Origin of the sequence: Methylobacter svalbardensis (assembly GCF_037671525.1) — a bacterium.
Classification (GTDB): Bacteria; Pseudomonadota; Gammaproteobacteria; order Methylococcales; family Methylomonadaceae; genus Methylobacter_A; species Methylobacter_A svalbardensis.
The window spans coordinates 1-16,973 of sequence record NZ_JAWPOH010000041.1; the positions used below are offsets into that span (position 1 = coordinate 1).

Here is a 16,973-nt window from a genome sequence, read left to right on the forward strand (position 1 = left end):
TAGGGCTGCTTTTTCTGTCCAGCGCCCCATAGAGCAGGGCTATTGCTGCAAACAAACTGGGGACTCTGGCCCAAATCAATGCAGGCTTAAGAATCTGTCCGTATTTTCTTTTCTGATTCCAAAAAAAAGGCCGAAGATACCATGGATAACTGGAAATGGGCTTTTCTGTGACTCTCATCTCATCACCTCTCATCACCGAAACTCCGTAATAGCCTCGCGCAATACAAATAGCGCTGACCGTAGAAAGAGAACGGCAATTGCCAAACCGACTAGAATATCGGGCCAACCTGTATGAGTAAACCATACACCTGCGGCGGCAAACAATATTGAGATATTTGCAATAATATCGTTGCGCGAACACAACCAAACTGAACTCATGTTTATATCATCGGCTCGATGTTGCCAGAGCAAAGCCAAACAAATACTATTCGCCGCGAGCGCCAGCAGACCAATTGCACCGATGGCCTCGAATACAGGAACCTCAGGAAAAACAATCCTGTAAGCGGCCTGCCCAAGAGCGAAAAAACCAAAGGCCGCCATGATTCCGCCTTTGAATAGGGCTGCACGGGCTTTCATTCTTGCGCCGCGTGCAACAACGTAAATACTGAAGCCGTATACTAAGGCATCGCCAAGCATATCCAGAGAATCCGCCACCAGTGAGACAGAGCCACTGATTAGACCCGCTGTGAGTTCCACTATGAACATGGCAACATTAATACCTAGCACTATTTTAAGTGTCGAGCTTTGGCGATTACGAAGCGCCTCGATCTCGCAAGTTTTGTCGTTGCAACAATCGGCCATTTGACTATCCTGTTTTTATAAAAGGGTTTTTAAGTTATTGCCAGAGGATGGCAACACTGCCACCCCCTGGCCTGTGTGAAGCATTACATCTGGCGATGCATCTTTGCCATTTCCAGGTTTTCCTTGGCGGCTTTTTCATAGACATCAATCAACCTTTCACAATGCGCTTTAAAATCTTCCGCCTGTCTGCCGTAGAGATAACTTTTTGACCGATATTGGCTAAGCAATTTTTTGTGCTCGTCAGCTTTAAGCTGCATTTCTTTCGCCGCTTCCTCATAGTGTTGTGCCAGCGCCTCATGATCGGCTTTGGATGTTGCGTTTTGCACGGCTTGACTCATATCCATCGGATGCGGGTTCATCTCCGCGCAAGCGGACAGTAATCCAAGAGTTAAAGCTAAGGTAATCAGTGATTTTGTTTTCATGGGTTTTCTCCAGAGTAGCTCAAAAAGTTTTTGTAACATCGTTTTTCAGGTTGTTAACTTGTTCTCAGCGTCACCTCCTTTATAGTTCGCGGGTTAATAGATCATGCTTTGACTTGCGCTGTTCCTGGTACTGCAACACCAGACTATAGATTACCGGAAACACCAACAGACTTAATATCAACACCGTCAACATGCCGCCCATCGCGGGTGCTGCGACACGCTGGGTGACATCGGCACCGGTGCCGGTGGCCCACATAATGGGGATTAAGCCGACGATGTTGGCAAGTGAGGTAATCGCTACCGGCCGCACCCGCATAGCGGTGGCGGCTTCCGTAGTAGCTCTGATTTCGTCGGCGGTCAAGGGCGCCTGTTTTTGCTTGCGCAGTTTATCTATTTCAATATCAATAAAACTCAGCACCATGACGCCGGTTTCGGCTGCTGTGCCTGCAAGGGCGATAAAGCCGACGTAGACCCCAATCGACAGATTGAATCCCAGCCAGTAGATTAGCCAGATACCGCCAATCAGGCTAAAGGGGATGGTTAGCATGACGATAGTGGGCTCGGTGAGATTGCGGAAAGCAGAATACAACAGGATAAAAATCAGCAGCAGTGTGATGGGCACGACTATGCGTAACCGTTCTGCCGCGCGTTCCATGTATTCAAACTGGCCTGACCAGGCGACGGTGTAACCGGCGGGGAGTTTGACGCGTTCAGCCAGGTTTTTTTGGGCCTGAGCAACAAATCCGCCGATATCGGAGGTCTTGATGTCCACATAGATCCAGGCATTGGGTTTGGCATCTTCGGTTTTAATCACATCCGCGCCGCGGGTGAATTTAATATCGGCCACCTGGGTCAACGGTATCTGGCTTCCGGTGGGCGTAGGGATTAACACGCGCCGTAACGCCTCCAGATTATCGCGCAGATCTCGCGGATAACGCAGATTGACCGGATATCGCTCCAGCCCTTCAACGGTTTCGGTGATATTCATGCCGCCAATAGCGCTTTGAATAACGTCCTGCACATCGCCGGTGGTCAGTCCATAACGCGCGGCGGCTTCCCGGTTAATATCGAAATCCAGAAAATAGCCGCCGACAGCTCGGTCACCATAGGCCGACAGCGTTTCCGGCATGGTTTTCATCGCCCGTTCGATTTCCAGCGACAGAGACTGCAAGACGTTCAGATCAGGTCCTGAAACCTTGATGCCTACCGGGGTTTTGATGCCGGTAGACAGCATGTCGACACGGGTTTTGATCGGCATGGTCCAGGCGTTGGCTAAGCCGGGAAAATGAATGGCCTTGTCCATTTCATCCATGAGTTGCCGGGTGGTTTTATCGGGATCAGGCCACCGCTCCTGGGGTTTTAGGCTCACGGTGGTTTCCATCATCATTAACGGGGCTGCGTCTGTTGCCGTTTCTGCGCGTCCGATCTTGCCAAATACATGATGTACTTCGGGAAATGTTTTCAGAATCTTGTCGGTCTGCTGTAACAGTTCCCTGGCTTTGGTGATGGAGATACCGGGAAACGTAGACGGCATATATAAAATATCACCTTCATCCAGAGGCGGCATAAACTCGCTGCCTATTTTGGAAAACGGGTATAGCATTGATGCCATCAACAGGGCAGCCAGTATTAACGTTACCGCACGCCAGCGCATCGCCAGCTTCAAAACGGGTGAGTGAATAAAGTGCAAAAAACGGTTGATCGGGTTTTTTTGCTCGGGAATGATCTTGCCGCGAACAAAATAACCCACCAACACCGGCACTAACGTGATAGTCAATATTGCTGCCGCCGCCATCGCGTAGGTTTTGGTAAAGGCCAGCGGGCTGAATAAACGCCCTTCCTGCGCCTGCATGGTGATAATGGGCAGGAAGGAAACGGTAATGACCAGCAGCGAGAAAAACAGGCCGGTGCCTACTTCCCGGGATGATTCACCGATGACTTGCCAGCGTTCTTTTTCGGTCAGTTCGGCCTGTTTTTTTTCGGCGGCTGCGGCCAGGTGCTTATGGGCATTTTCAAGCATTACCACAGAGCCGTCGACCATATCCCCAATGGCAAGGGCAATGCCGCCCAGCGACATGATATTGGCATTCATGCCCTGCCATTTCATAACAATGAATGCCATCAAAATACCCAGCGGCAAGGTGATAACGACCACCAGCGATGACCGCAGATGCAGCAGAAACAAGGCGACCAGGCTGCAAACAATGATAAGTTCCTGAGTAAGTGCGCTATTCAGCGTGTCTACTGCGCGTTCTATCAAGCTGCCACGGTCATAAACGGTGACGATTTCAACCCCTTCCGGCAAGCCTTTTTTGAGTTCATTCAGTTTTTTGCGCACGTCTTCAATGGTCTTCAGGGCATTTTCGCCAAAGCGCATAATTACTACGCCACCGGCCACTTCGCCTTCGCCATTCAGTTCCACGACACCGCGACGCAGTTCAGGGCCAATTTGGATATGCGCGACATCCTGCAAACGTATCGGCGTGCCATTGGCATCGATACCCACCGGGATGGTCTTGAGATCAGCGATGGATTTGATATAGCCTAAGCCCCTGACCATATATTCGGTTTCGCCCATTTCAAACAAGCGGCCGCCGACATCATTATTGGAGCGCTTGATGGCGGTGATTACGGTGGATAACGGAATTTTATACGCCTGCAACACATTAGGATCGACTTCCACCTGATATTGCTTGACGTAACCGCCCACCGAGGCGACTTCGGAAACGCCGGAAACGGTTTGCAATGGATAACGTAAATACCAGTCCTGAATGGAACGCAGCTGCGCCAGATCATGTTTGCCGGTTTTATCGACCAGCGCGTATTCATAAATCCAGCCTACCCCGGTGGCATCGGGACCCAAGGTCGGCGTAACACCTTGCGGCAACCGGTCTTTAACATAATTAAGATATTCCAGCACCCGCGACCGCGCCCAGTAAATATCGGTGCCGTCTTCGAAAATGATATAGACAAACGACAGACCAAAAAAGGAATAGCCACGCACCACTTTGGCATGAGGCACAGCCAACATGGCTGTGGTTAACGGATAGGTGATTTGGTCTTCAATGACCTGCGGCGATTGGCCTTCGTAATCGGTGAACACGATGACCTGCACATCGGACAAATCCGGTATCGCATCGAGCGGCATGTTTTTAAACGACCAAAGTCCTGCCAAGGCCAGGATAATCGCGGCCAGCAGCACCATAAAACGGTCTTTTAGCGAACTATTGATGATGAAATCAGTCATGTTGATATTCCCTCTATCCCATGATTGTGCCCTGGAATTGTGGGGGCGACGCAAGTCGCCCAGTCAGTCAGCAATCTATTGCTCAATGGGCGACTGAAGTCGCCCCCACATATAGGTTTAAATGCGCTAATCATGTTGATGCTCTCCTTGTTCCATGATCAATCGGTTTGGCTCCGGCTGTTGCGGTGCTGAAGGTTCCATCATTTTGGCCGTGGCTTCATGCAGTCTGGATTCGGAATCGATCAAAAATTGTGCCGAAGTGACGACTTCTTCGCCTGCTTTTACGCCGTGAAGAATGGCAACATCGCCGCTAGACGATAAGCCAGTCATGACCAGACGCGGTTCAAACTTGCCCGCACCGCGCACAATAAGAACCCGGGTTTGCGCGCCTGAACGAATGACCGCTTCGGAGGGAATCACCACCGCATCGACTTGTTTAGCCGCGTAGATGGTTACGTCGGCGAATAGTTCAGGCTTTAATAATAATTCGGCATTATCGAATACCAACCGCACTTTGATGGTTCTGGTTTTCGCTTCGGCATAAGGATAAATGAAAGCCAGATGCCCGTTAAAAATACGCCCCGGCACACCGGCCAATTGCATGTCAACCGGATCTCCCACTTTTACCCAGGGCAATTCATATTCATAAATATCGGCAAATACCCAGACTTTGGATAAGTCGGCAATCATATAAAGTTCGGTAGCCGGAGTGACATATTGACCTTCGCGGGCACCTATATTGATCACAATGCCGGCTGCCGGAGTATGAATATGCAGGTCTTTTTTAATGTGATGGGTGTGGGTCAGATCATGCAGTTGATGCGCAGGAACATCCAGCAATTTCAAACGCTCAAGGGAACTTTTGACCAGCTCTTCGGCACCCAGGCGTATCTCTTCAATCGGGCTTTTTTCCAGCACGTTAAGACTGTCTAACGCCAGAATATATTCCTGTTGGCTGGCCACCAGTTGCGGCGAATAAATACTCAGTAAATCTTCATTCTTCTTGACCCACTCACCGGTTTTATCGACGCGCAGGGTTTCAATCCAGCCTTCGGTTTTGGGATGCAAACGCACGATACGTTCCTCATCATACGCTACGCGGCCAACGGCTCGAACCACATGCGAGAGCAAGGTCTTTTTGGCAATTGCGGTCCGTACGCCCATGTTTTGCACGGTAACCGCATCGATTTTAACGGTGCCTGCTGGTTCGTCAGTTTTCGCCTCGTCGTCGGCATAGACGGGGATATAATCCATACCCATCGTATCTTTTGCCGGAACGGGCGACGTGACGGCCGGGTTCATCGGGCTACGGTAAAACAATGGCTTTTTATCATCCGGTAATACAGCGCGGGCTTGCTCCTGACTTCCTGACTCCGGCTTGGGTGCAAGCAGATAGCCTACGCCGACACCCAAAGCCAGCATCAACATAGCGGTAATGATTAACTGCTTATTCATAAATTTCCTCCTCGCCAACAGCCGCGCTTAACTGAGCCAGCGACTGATTCGCTTCGGTAAAGGCTTTCCAATACTGGGTCTCGTATTCGAACAAGGTAATCTGGCTGCGCACCAAGTTCAGAAAATCGACCTTGTTGACCCGATAACCCGCCAGCATCGAGGCGACGGTTTGTCTTGCCTGCGGCACAATGCCGGTTTCAAACAACACCACCTGATCTTTGGCGCGCCGGTAATCGTTGTAGCCTTGCGAAATTTGCGCGCGCACCTTGTTCCATTGATCCTGTAAGGCGTATTTTTCCTGCATGAGTTCGCTGGTGCGCTGGTCAACTGCCTTATCCTGTTTTTGCACGGCGAAGATCGGGACATTCATGCTCAAGCCCAAACTTAACAGATCGGCCCGCCGGTCACCATCAGGCGTATTCGCTCGACCGCCATAGGCAGCGCTCAGATTAAAATCCGGCAACACCTCTTTTTTGGCCAGATCCAGGCGGGATTGCGCGGCATTTATACCTAAGCGGTTGCCCTCCAGTACGGCTCTGGATGTTTCTGCCTGTTGATAAAGCCGGGTTTCCTGCTTAATGCTCGGCAATTGCGCTTCAACCTTGTCCGGTAAATGGATCTCTTCGTTGGCCGGTTTATCCAGCAACGCATTCAGGCTGGCGGCGGCATTGCGGCGCGAGGCTTTCAGCTGCAATTGCTGATCGAGTAACTTGGATAACTCCAGTTGAGCCAGCAATACATCCTGCTGCAAACCTTCGCCGACTTCGTATTTAGTTCTGGCAATCTGAACAAACTGCTGCAACAGTGCATGGTTGCTGTCAACAATCCGGATTGCCCTGTCCAGATAAAAGATCAGCCACCAAGTGGTTTTAACTTCGCTTAATAAGCGCCAGCGTACTTCGGTGACACTTTGTATTGCGGCTTTCGCCTCAAAAGCCGCCGCCTGTTCGCGCAAGGCCAATTTGCCGGGAAAAGGAATGGCCAGCGAGATACCCGCTCCCAGTTGCGTCATATCTTCCTGCCGGGTACTAAAACTATCAACCGGCAGGCTCATCGCATTGAGACTGATTTCAGGGTCAGGCAAAGCCCCCATTTGCGACGGAATAGCGGCCATGGCTTGCGCTCTGGCCTGCATCTGCGCCAGATCCGGATTGTCCTGAACGGCCTGCTCGGTCGCGGTTTTTAAGGTTAATACGCCCTTGATTACCGGTTGTTCACCTGCAAATACACAGGCAGAAAGCAACAGCATAATCAGAATTTGTAGGATGGGCTGACGAAGGATGCCCATCATTCGCGATTGATGCGCTTCACTGCATTCAGCACATCCTACGAGCTTGAAAATAATTTGTGGCGACATATGTCCTTCTACACTCGTTATAAAGTCCGTGAAACGGATATGTTATGTTGAGTCGGCGCAAGCAAGGTACGGGCAAAAAAGACTGCCCAGCCTACGACTGAATCCTTGGATCCATCAACTAGGAAAACCTGTAATATAGCTATCGAGATAAGAACAGCTACACTTTCCTGAATAACTATATATCAAAATTGAGCTATTTCGCAGACTATAAACCATGACTATTAATGTTGATGTGCTGTGCGTAGGGCACGCCTCTTATGATTTGATTTTCTCGGTGAGCCGACAGCCTGATGCCGATGAAAAAATAGTGGCCGACAGCCTGCTCAGTTGCGGCGGCGGCCCAGCCGCCAATGCCGCCGTTTGCGTGGCCAAGCTGGGTTTAACTTCCGCCTTTGCCGGTTACTTGGGACGCGATCTTTACGGCGACCAACATCTCCAGGAATTCGATGCTTACGGCGTCAACACCCAGCTGGTCATACGCGGCGACGCCCCTACTCCGCTATCGGCGATATTGGTTAAACCCGATGGCAAGCGCTGTTTGATCAATTACAAGGGGGACACGCAAGCCTTATCAGCCGATGCGCTGAACCTCACTGAAATCCCGGCGAAGGTGGTATTGTTCGACGGGCATGAACCCTTGATCTCATTGCCGCTGGCTGAAAAGGCCAGGCAAGCCAACATCCCCACGGTATTGGATGCAGGCTCGGTGCATGAAGGCACCTTGGCGCTACTGAGCTGCGTCGATTATCTGGTTTGTTCGGAAAAATTTGCCAACCAGTACGCCGACAACGAACGCAGCGCCTTAAGCCGACTCGCTGTACTGGCTCCCGTCGTCGTTATCACGCTGGGCGAGCGGGGGCTGATTTGGCAACGCGGCAATCAGCAAGGCGCGCTATCTGCTTATCCGCTGACTGCGCTTGATACCACGGGCGCCGGCGATGCATTTCATGGCGCTTTTTGTGCGGCGCTGGCAGCAGGAATGGAGTGGCAATCGCTGCTTCGATATGCCAGTGCCGCAGGCGCTTTGTGTTGTATGCAAATGGGCGCACGTTTAGGGTTGCCCGGCAGGGAAGAACATGGCCGGTTATTTAATCAAGCTCTATAGCAAAGAACCTCAGCCAGCACCGGCATGACTTAGCATTGTTTTAAGCAATGACTATTTCCCGCCGACCAATAATCTCGCCTATATCGCAGGCCTTGGTCACGCCGTTTTGATGCAGGGCTTTTAGACAGGCTTCTTCCTGATCAGCTGGCACTGAAAACAACAGCCCGCCGCTGGTTTGCGGATCAAACAGCGCCGGAAATTTTTGATTACTGACATCAGCACTCAGTACCGCAGTTAAAGACTGATAATTTTCCTCCGCAATAGAGGCGTAATAGCCTTTTGCAAATAATTCGCCAACGCCATCAAATAAGGGAATCGCCTGGTAGCCGATTTTAACGCCCAAAGCGTTATCATCATTTCTCCCCATCATTTCGAACGCGTGGCCTAACAAGCCGAAACCGGTAATATCGGTACAACCGGAAACATCAAATCCTTTGATAATCTCCATAGCTGTTTTATTGGATTCCAGCATGCTTGAAAGCGCTTCATCGACCAGTTTGCCATTGGCCTGAGCCAGCATATTGGCGGCGAAGATAGCGCCGGTACCTATGGGCTTGGTCAATACCAACCGGTTTCCCGATTGCGTGAGTTGTTTTCTTAAAACCTGCTCCGGTGCGACTTCGCCCTGGACGGCAATAGAAATCGCCAGTTCCGCTCCTTCACCGGTATGGCCGCCGACCAGAGATACGGCGCTTTTAGTCAGAATATCCAGCACACCCGACATCAGTTGAAAAATATCTTCCTGATGAATTTTCTTGTTCGCAGCCGCTAGGGTTAAACCGACTTGTGCGGTCTTGGCAATTCCGCCCATCGCATAGACATCGCTTAAAGCATGCTGGGTCGCAATTTGGCCCAGTAAATAAGGATCCGAAATAAACGAGCGGAATTGATCGATACTTTGCAGGCACAGGACATGTTCGGAAAACCGGGTCAAGGCGCAGTCTTCGCCATCGTTAACGCCCAGCAAAACAGCGTCATCTTTGGGAAAAGCCAGTTTATTCAGACTGCGTATTAATGTGGAAGCCGCCAATTTACTGCCGCAGCCGCCACAGGTATTGCTTTCCCAATCCTCCGGAACCAAGGTACTTTTAGGCACTGGCATGGTTTTATTAACATGCTGAGGCTTTATGCTAAAAGTCCGTGCCTGAAATCGCTGCATAAACCGCCTGTCGATCCCATCTTTAACTATCCACAACAATGAAGGCCACATCCATCTAAGTATCGACGGGCTATCTTGATGAACCAGCGCTTTTCGCTCACCTATAGTGATTAAAGACAACACGTTTTTTTTGGGATGAAAGTTTTTTAACTCTGACTTTCCGGTAAAAAAAGCGCGAATATTATGCTCAAGCACTCTTCCTTGGCGCACTGCATAAACGCCTGCCTTTTTCAAAGGAGCAGGAGAAAAATGTATGCAATCTCCGGCGGCAAACAGGTCATGTTCATTTTCAACCAGCAGTTTTTCGGTGACCGTTAAAAAACCTTCAGAGCTCACCGGCAGCTCTGAGCGTTTAAACCACTTAGGCGCCGAGGCTTGCGTAGCCATCAAGATCCGATAAAAATCTTTAGTATAAACAAATCCTTGTTCATCTTTAAGCATCAAGCCGTTTTCCTGCTCTTTAAGCGCCTGGGTATTTTGCAAGACGGTTATACCCAACTTTTTGAGGGTATTTGACAGCTTACCTTGGGCTAAACGGTCTTTTGCCGAAATCAGAAACTCATGTCGCTGAATGAGGCTAACCCCGGCATTCCATTGGTGTTGATCGATTAACATTTTCAGGATAATCGAGATTTCAACACCTGCCGCACCGGCGCCAACAACGGCAAGTTGCAGAGTATCGCTACCTTTATAAGCCTTTAAATCGGCAATCAACTTATCCCAATGCGCGAGAAATTTGGAAATCGGCTTAAGCGGGATCAGTTTTACAGTCGCTTCGGGCGATAGATTTTCTAGGCTCCGAGGCTCAATACCCACGTTAATAGACGCGCAGTCGTAACCGACTTCCGCCCTGTTCTCCAGCTGGATTTTTTTCCTTTGCGGGTCTATTCCGATGATTTTAGCCTTGATAAAACGCAAGCCCAGTTCTTCGCAGATTCGTCTTAAGTCGAAATGACAATCTTCATAGAAATAATAGCCCGCCAAATAGCCGGGTATCATCCCGGAGTAAGGCGAATGGGTTTGATCGGATATTAAAGTGATTCTAAGGCCGCCAATCGGGTTCATGGCCAGCATTTTTAACACCTGAATATTGGCATGCCCGCCGCCGAGCAAAACCAGGTCTGAAACTATCGGCGTTGACTTATTATTCATGATGCAGATGCGTTAAAAAATCCAGACAATCCTGCCACGATCCTTTATATAAGGTCTTTCGTGATTTCAACGACAGCGAATGGCTATACAGTTTATCGTAATAGTGCGTCAGCAAGCGTTCGATCCAATCGAGATAAGCGTCGGTGCAATCTTCATTCAGCGCATCGAATTGAAAGGATTGGTTCAGCAGGTTTTTAATGTTATCGCATTCCAAACCGCCCAGCTTATTTCTGATCCTGTCTACATTATTCGCAAAACTGTTTTCCAGTTCATGCAACGGCATGCCGCCTGCAACAGGTGTTTGGATATATTCCTTAAAAATTTCCAACGCCCGAATCCGCACTGGCGTTTCGATCATCACCATCGGCGCCGGGACCATTCGGGCATAAAAGCTATCAGGCAGGTGGCACCGGCCAATATTGAGGCTTTCATCCTCAAGCACAGTGTTATCGGCAACGTGATAAAGCGATTGCGCCAACTTGTTTTCAAACGTGCCTTGCTGAGGCTGGCTTGTCCCAAAATGCGCCCCGAAAGCACTGCCTCTGTGGTTGGCAAGCCCTTCAAGATCGACAAAGTGGCGGAGTTTATGAATTAAGCGGGTTTTCCCGGATCCGGTCATGCCGGAAAGAATCACAAAGGGAACAGGATTTTCCAGCACCTTAAGAGCCTCATGCCGTAAACCCTTATAGCCGGAATCAACCCGAAAAACGTCCAGTCCTTGTTGATAAATCCAATCTTGAGCTAATCGAGATCGCAGTCCGCCGCGCCAACAAAAGATAAAAGCTAGTTGTTGAGGATGACTTTTGATCGACTCGCACCATTGCCGGATCATCCGTTCTTTGTACTCGCCGCTGACCAGTTCATGTCCAAGCACCTTGGCGGCTTCCGAGCCTTCGTTCTTATAGGTCAACCCTACATCATGACGATGGGCATCAGAAAGTATCGGCATATTTACTGTGTTTTCAAAGTGTCCCTTTTGATGTTCCCCCTCTGACCTTACATCAATAGCCGTTATTTTATTATTGATGCTAAGCAATTTAAAAGCCTCGGCAGCGGGCATAGTAGAGTGATTATTCATATATTCGGAATGGGATTATGGCTGGCAATACGACTTCTTAATATAACAGAAATGCCTGGCGATCTTCTGGCTATACCTACACATCTTAGCTTCTGCCGCATTATTTACGCGGCTGTCCGAGAGAATCAACACCCCTTCACTCAGTCTGCGACTCAGCCAATTTGCTTACCTGCAATAAACCATGCCGGATGATCTAGGAGGGAGGGTGTCAACCCCTAACATTTAGAGGCTTCTTTTCATGGGTTCAAACATCACATAACAGTAATTATAGCTATAAGACCTGATTTATCAGGGTACTTTAATATCAAGAATTAAAAACTTGAACATTGAGTTACAATAATTCATCATTATTTTCTTTACCGGAAAATTTCATCACCTTGTATAACGCCTACTTTCATTTTAGCGAATTGCCGTTTTCGATCGCGACCGATCCGCACTTTATTTATATGAGCCCGCGCCATCAGGAGGGTTTGGCTCATCTTCTTTACGGCATTAATTTTAGCGGGGGCTTTGTCGCTTTAACCGGCGAAGTGGGTACCGGCAAAACCACGCTTTGCCAATGCCTATTGCAACAAATACCGAAAAATATCGATATTGCCCTGATATTGAATCCAAAGCTTAATGCAATCGAATTATTGGCTACCCTCTGCGATGAACTTGGCATTAGTTATGACAAAAACCGGCAATCGTTAAAAAACCTGATCGACCGTTTAAACCAACATCTGCTCACCGCCCATGCCAACGGCAGACGTACGGTTTTGCTGATCGATGAAGCGCAGAATTTAAGCCTGGAAGTGCTGGAACAAGTTCGCCTGTTGACCAACCTGGAAACCAGTAAAACAAAATTACTGCAAATTATTCTGGTCGGCCAGCCTGAATTGAAAGAATTACTGAATCGAAAAGATTTACGCCAGTTAAATCAGCGCATTACCGCCCGCTACCACTTGTTGCCGTTATCGCTGGATGAAACCCGGGCGTATATCCAGCATCGGCTGATGGTGTGTAACGGTCGTCCGGATATATTTAAAGACAGCGCGATACGTAAAATTTACCAACTTTCTTCCGGTATACCCAGAGTGATTAACGTTCTCTGTGATCGCGCCTTGCTTGGCGCTTACTCAACCAATACTTACGTTGTTACGCCCGCCCTGGTTAACCATGCTGCCCATGAAACGCTGGGGGTTGCCGATAAAAAACCGTCTTACCTGATCCCATTATTAAGCCTGCTGTTTTTAGCGTGTATTGCTGCGGGCATTTACCATTGGCCAAAAACGACTAGTCAGGCCCCGGTTACTATGGCAATACCCTACCCTGTCCTGCAAACGGAAGCTGAAATCACTCCCGTTGCTGCGGCTAAAACGACACCGTTTTATGACTGGATCAATAATCCCGATCACTCCCTAAATACGGCATTAATCGGCGCATTGAAGCTATGGGGCAAGCCCATCCCCGAGCATCATCAACTGGATTGTCATTACGTAGAAACAACGGGACTGCGCTGCGTATCAGGCAAAGCCAACTGGAAAGACCTGCTGGCCATTAATCATCCTGCTATTCTGGAATTCTCATTGACCGGCGAAGACAAGTTCCATGCCTTGCTTACCGGATTCGGACAACATAAGCCCATGATTCATTTTAAAGATGACATGGGCTTTCCGCTAGCGGATGCGTTGAAGTATTGGAACGGTTATTATTTAATACTGGAGCCGCCGCCCATCCCGGATGGCAAATTGATACGTCCCCACCAGACCTCGGATAATGTGCTCTGGTTGCGTCATCTGTTGAATAGCATTGACGGGAAAACTGAAGCCGTAGAACAACCGCGTTTTTATGATGACAAGTTAGTTGCCCGCGTGATCAATTTTCAGCATCAGCATCAATTACCGGAAGACGGCATAGTGGGAAGCCAGACCCTGCCTCATCTTAAAAACAGAGCGAATACGCTTGATGTCCCTCACTTAGCAATAACCGATTAATCATGTCTTTTATTCTAAATGCCTTACGTAAATCGGAACAGGAAAGACAAGCGCTTCAGCCTGAAACCGTCAACGATAGAATTCTTCTGCCTCAGCCGCAGCAGCACCCTAGCAAGACCGCCAAGTTTGTTGTTTTCCTTATTGTCGCCAATGTGTTGGTTATCGGCGGCTTCGTCTGGTTTATCCAAAATGACTTAAGGTCGACGCCAGACAAGACGCCATTTATTTCCAAGTCCCTGCCTGCACAAGAAACCCCGCTTGAATCCAAATCCCAAACGGAAACACCGACACCCAAATCCAAACCCGATGCAAGCTCTATTGCCGAATTAATTGACGGGCAAAAACCGGAACCGGCTCCGTTACCGATCAAGCCGGTTATCGCAAAAAAACCGGCGGCCGACACCCTTAAGCAAGCCGCTACTGCGAGCAAAGCAACACCACCAATACCAACGGCTGTCGACATTCAACCGGCACCATCTGAAACGATACCGGTAAAAAATGACCTGCTCTTTTTAAACGATCTGCCTTTCGACTTTCGCCAGACGGTACCGAAATTCGCCATCAATGTCTTCGTCTATTCACAGCAACCCGAAGATCGCTGGGTCATGATCGATATGATCAAATATAAGCCGGGACAGCAAATAAAAGACGCGCTGCTGCTACAAGAAATTCGCCCTGACAGCCTGGTCGTTGTTTACCAAAATCGGACATTCCAGATTAAGCGGCCCTAAACTCAGGTGATTTCTAATAATGAATCTACCCAAAGAATTGTCCACGAAAGCCCTATAATCTGATTCTTTAGGAATGAAAATCAATTAACTGATGTTACGCACTGTCCACGAAAAGCACGAAAGCCACGAAAAAATGTAAAGCCTTATATTTCTCGACTGAAGGTGTAATGCCAAATTATTCATTCATATCATATCAATGTGACTGGAACTGGCATTCATGCCGGCATAACGATACTAACCAAGGTTCATTGTAATCAAGGTGCATTTTCGACAGGCTTCTATGCACCCCGTTCGTTTTTCGTGCTTTTTGTGTTTTTCGTGGACTACGATTTTTTATAGGTACGCGCGTAACATCAGTTAATTAACCTGGACAAATCATATTTTTAACCATGAAGTACATAAAGAACACAAAGTATCAAAAGATTAAAATCTTCATGCCCTTCGTGGTTTAAATACAAGCTTTATTGAATTGTAGGCGTTATTTTATTTTGATTCCTTAGCTTGTTTTTTTCGTGCTTTTCGTGTCTTTCGTGGATCATGTTTTTTCTGCATATCTGTTGCCTGACGGCATGACCTTTCTCGGGAATCGCCCAACCACCGGATTATCAATACAATGGCTTTTGGAAAGCTTAGCGTTATCATTCACGCGCTCTTTTGAGCGCTTTTTTTCGACTAAAACAAGCGCCGTCTCAAAAGAGACTTTTACTTTCAGGACATCAATCCCCTGAAAACCGATAGTTTTTCCGCACCGGATTTACGTTCCGGCTGGCAACAAGGAATAATAATGTCTCAAATAGTTGTTTGTGCTCTGTACAAATTTGTCACCCTGGAAAATTATCAGGCTTTGCGTCAACCCCTGCATCAGATGATGGAAGCCCATCAGGTTCGCGGCACTTTGCTGCTGGCCGGCGAGGGCATCAACGGCACCATAGCCGGATCGCGTCAGGCTATCGACACCGTGCTGGACTGGCTGCGCAGCGACCCGCGTCTAGCCGATATCGATCACAAGGAATCGCTGACCGACAGCCTACCTTTCAACCGCGCCAAAGTTAAACTCAAAAAAGAGATCGTGACGATGGGCGTGGAAGGCATCGACCCTAAACGCGTGGTGGGCACTTATGTCAACCCTAAAGACTGGAATAAACTGATCTCCGACCCTGAGGTGATACTGGTGGACACCCGCAACGACTACGAATATAAAGTCGGCACCTTTAAAAACGCCATTAACCCGAATACCACCAGCTTTTGCGAGTTCCCCCAGTACATTAAAGAAAATCTCGATCCCGAAAAACACAAAAAAGTCGCGATGTTTTGCACCGGCGGCATCCGCTGTGAAAAATCCACGGCTTTCTTAAAAGAACAGGGTTTCGACGAGGTTTATCATCTCAAAGGCGGGATATTAAAATATCTGGAAGAAGTCCCCGCACAGGAAACGCTTTGGGAAGGCGAATGCTTTGTTTTTGACGACCGGGTAACGGTGAATCTCCAGCTTGAAAAAGGCAATTACGACCAATGCAACGCCTGCCGCCTGCCGATCACCGAAGTCGACAAAGCCAGCGACAAATATCTGCAAGGGGTAAGCTGCCCTCATTGTTACGATAAGATCAGCCCTGAACAGAAAACCCGGTTCATGGAGCGTGAAAAACAAATGGAATTAGCTAAACAGCGCGGTGAAGCCCATATCGGCGCAGACGCCGCCAAGATGCTAGTGCAAAAACGGATAGCCAAATTGCTGCGGCGGCAGGTAAGTAGGCAACCAAAAATTTCTTAACAAAATGAAAAAAATTTGTCTCCTTATTTACCATGAAGAACATGAAGAAAAATAGTTAACTTCATGCTCTTCGTGGTTACTAAAAAATGTTAAAAGACTTTTGAACGACTACTTAGTGGAAGAATAAACCTAAAAACCGCAGTTAGTCCACGAAAAGCATGAAGGCCAAAAGTAGGCGCCTCTAGGCGACACGAAAGAAATCAGTATGTTGTATTACGCAGTCATTCACCCTTTGGGTGACGATCTACAACTGGGTATCTCTTTGAATATTTTCGTGCTTTTTGTGTTTTTCGTGGATCAAATGATTTTTCTAGGATAAACCTCCCCTAACCCCTCTTTTTCCAAGAGGGAAACTGTACCGCTTATTCAAGATCAAGCGGTTCAGTCGCGGCAATCCATCAGCCGCCAGCACGTTGCTTGCGACTGTTTTTGGTCAGCGTAAAGATGAGGTTTTTTAAACAACTGAAAGCGTTACTTCAACTTTTAACCTTGGCTGTTATTACACCGATGGGGTGCCTACGAGCGCCATTTAGACGCAGCCAAACATCAGGTTGACAAGCGGAACACCCGGAAATATTTATCAGTGGATGAGTTTAATAGGTATTTGTACTTATTTTTTTATTTTTATTTTCAGTTTATTATTATTAAATAAGTTATTGCCCTGTCTTGTTGATCAAGAAGGTAATGACACTGCAATAATTTAACAAAAATAGACCATG

11 protein-coding genes are annotated in these 16,973 nt (G+C 48.3%); 4 read left to right on the plus strand and 7 right to left on the minus strand.

Annotated elements, in window-relative coordinates; translation table 11 throughout:
* Positions 1 to 192: 192 nt before the first annotated feature.
* From RW114_RS14340 to RW114_RS14360, 5 genes are all read right to left on the minus strand, one after another.
* Complete coding sequence (locus tag RW114_RS14340) at positions 193 to 801, minus strand: cation efflux transmembrane domain-containing protein (RefSeq protein WP_340123440.1); 609 nt, start codon at positions 799 to 801, stop codon at positions 193 to 195.
* Positions 802 to 884: 83 nt separating this feature from the next.
* Positions 885 to 1,223 carry a hypothetical protein gene (locus tag RW114_RS14345; RefSeq protein ID WP_340123441.1) on the minus strand — a complete coding sequence of 113 codons (339 nt, stop codon included), beginning with the start codon at positions 1,221 to 1,223 and terminating at the stop codon, positions 885 to 887.
* 79 nt (positions 1,224 to 1,302) lie between these two features.
* Positions 1,303 to 4,470, minus strand: coding sequence for an efflux RND transporter permease subunit (locus tag RW114_RS14350; RefSeq protein WP_340123442.1), 3,168 nt, complete (start codon positions 4,468 to 4,470; stop codon positions 1,303 to 1,305).
* A 126-nt stretch (positions 4,471 to 4,596) separates the two neighbouring features.
* Entirely contained in the window at positions 4,597 to 5,925 is a 1,329-nt protein-coding gene (locus tag RW114_RS14355; protein WP_340123443.1) for an efflux RND transporter periplasmic adaptor subunit, read from the minus strand.
* Positions 5,918 to 7,282, minus strand: coding sequence for a TolC family protein (locus tag RW114_RS14360; protein WP_340123444.1), 1,365 nt, complete (start codon positions 7,280 to 7,282; stop codon positions 5,918 to 5,920). Before RW114_RS14360 ends, RW114_RS14355 begins: the two co-directional genes overlap by 8 nt.
* Before the next feature lie 214 nt (positions 7,283 to 7,496).
* Here RW114_RS14360 and RW114_RS14365 point away from each other — a divergent pair, with 214 nt between their 5' ends.
* Positions 7,497 to 8,387 (plus strand): carbohydrate kinase family protein, encoded by an 891-nt coding sequence (locus RW114_RS14365; protein WP_340123445.1) that lies wholly within the window; start codon positions 7,497 to 7,499, stop codon positions 8,385 to 8,387.
* A gap of 40 nt (positions 8,388 to 8,427) precedes the next feature.
* On the opposite strand, the gene selD is transcribed toward RW114_RS14365, so the two are convergent.
* Entirely contained in the window at positions 8,428 to 10,698 is a 2,271-nt protein-coding gene (gene selD / locus RW114_RS14370; protein WP_340123446.1) for a selenide, water dikinase SelD, read from the minus strand.
* Complete coding sequence (gene mnmH, locus RW114_RS14375; RefSeq protein WP_340123447.1) at positions 10,691 to 11,776, minus strand: tRNA 2-selenouridine(34) synthase MnmH; 1,086 nt, start codon at positions 11,774 to 11,776, stop codon at positions 10,691 to 10,693. Before mnmH ends, selD begins: the two co-directional genes overlap by 8 nt.
* Positions 11,777 to 12,102: 326 nt before the next feature.
* On the opposite strand from mnmH, the gene RW114_RS14380 reads away from it, so the two are divergent.
* The 3 genes from RW114_RS14380 to trhO all read left to right on the plus strand — a co-directional run bounded on the left by RW114_RS14380 (position 12,103) and on the right by trhO (position 16,254).
* Complete coding sequence (locus RW114_RS14380; protein ID WP_340123448.1) at positions 12,103 to 13,752, plus strand: ExeA family protein; 1,650 nt, start codon at positions 12,103 to 12,105, stop codon at positions 13,750 to 13,752.
* Positions 13,753 to 13,754: 2 nt separating this feature from the next.
* On the plus strand, positions 13,755 to 14,483 hold the full coding sequence (locus RW114_RS14385; RefSeq protein WP_340123449.1) for a general secretion pathway protein GspB: 729 nt from the start codon (positions 13,755 to 13,757) through the stop codon (positions 14,481 to 14,483).
* A 784-nt stretch (positions 14,484 to 15,267) separates the two neighbouring features.
* Entirely contained in the window at positions 15,268 to 16,254 is a 987-nt protein-coding gene (gene trhO, locus RW114_RS14390) for an oxygen-dependent tRNA uridine(34) hydroxylase TrhO (protein ID WP_340123450.1), read from the plus strand.
* The last annotated feature ends 719 nt before the right edge of the window (positions 16,255 to 16,973 follow it).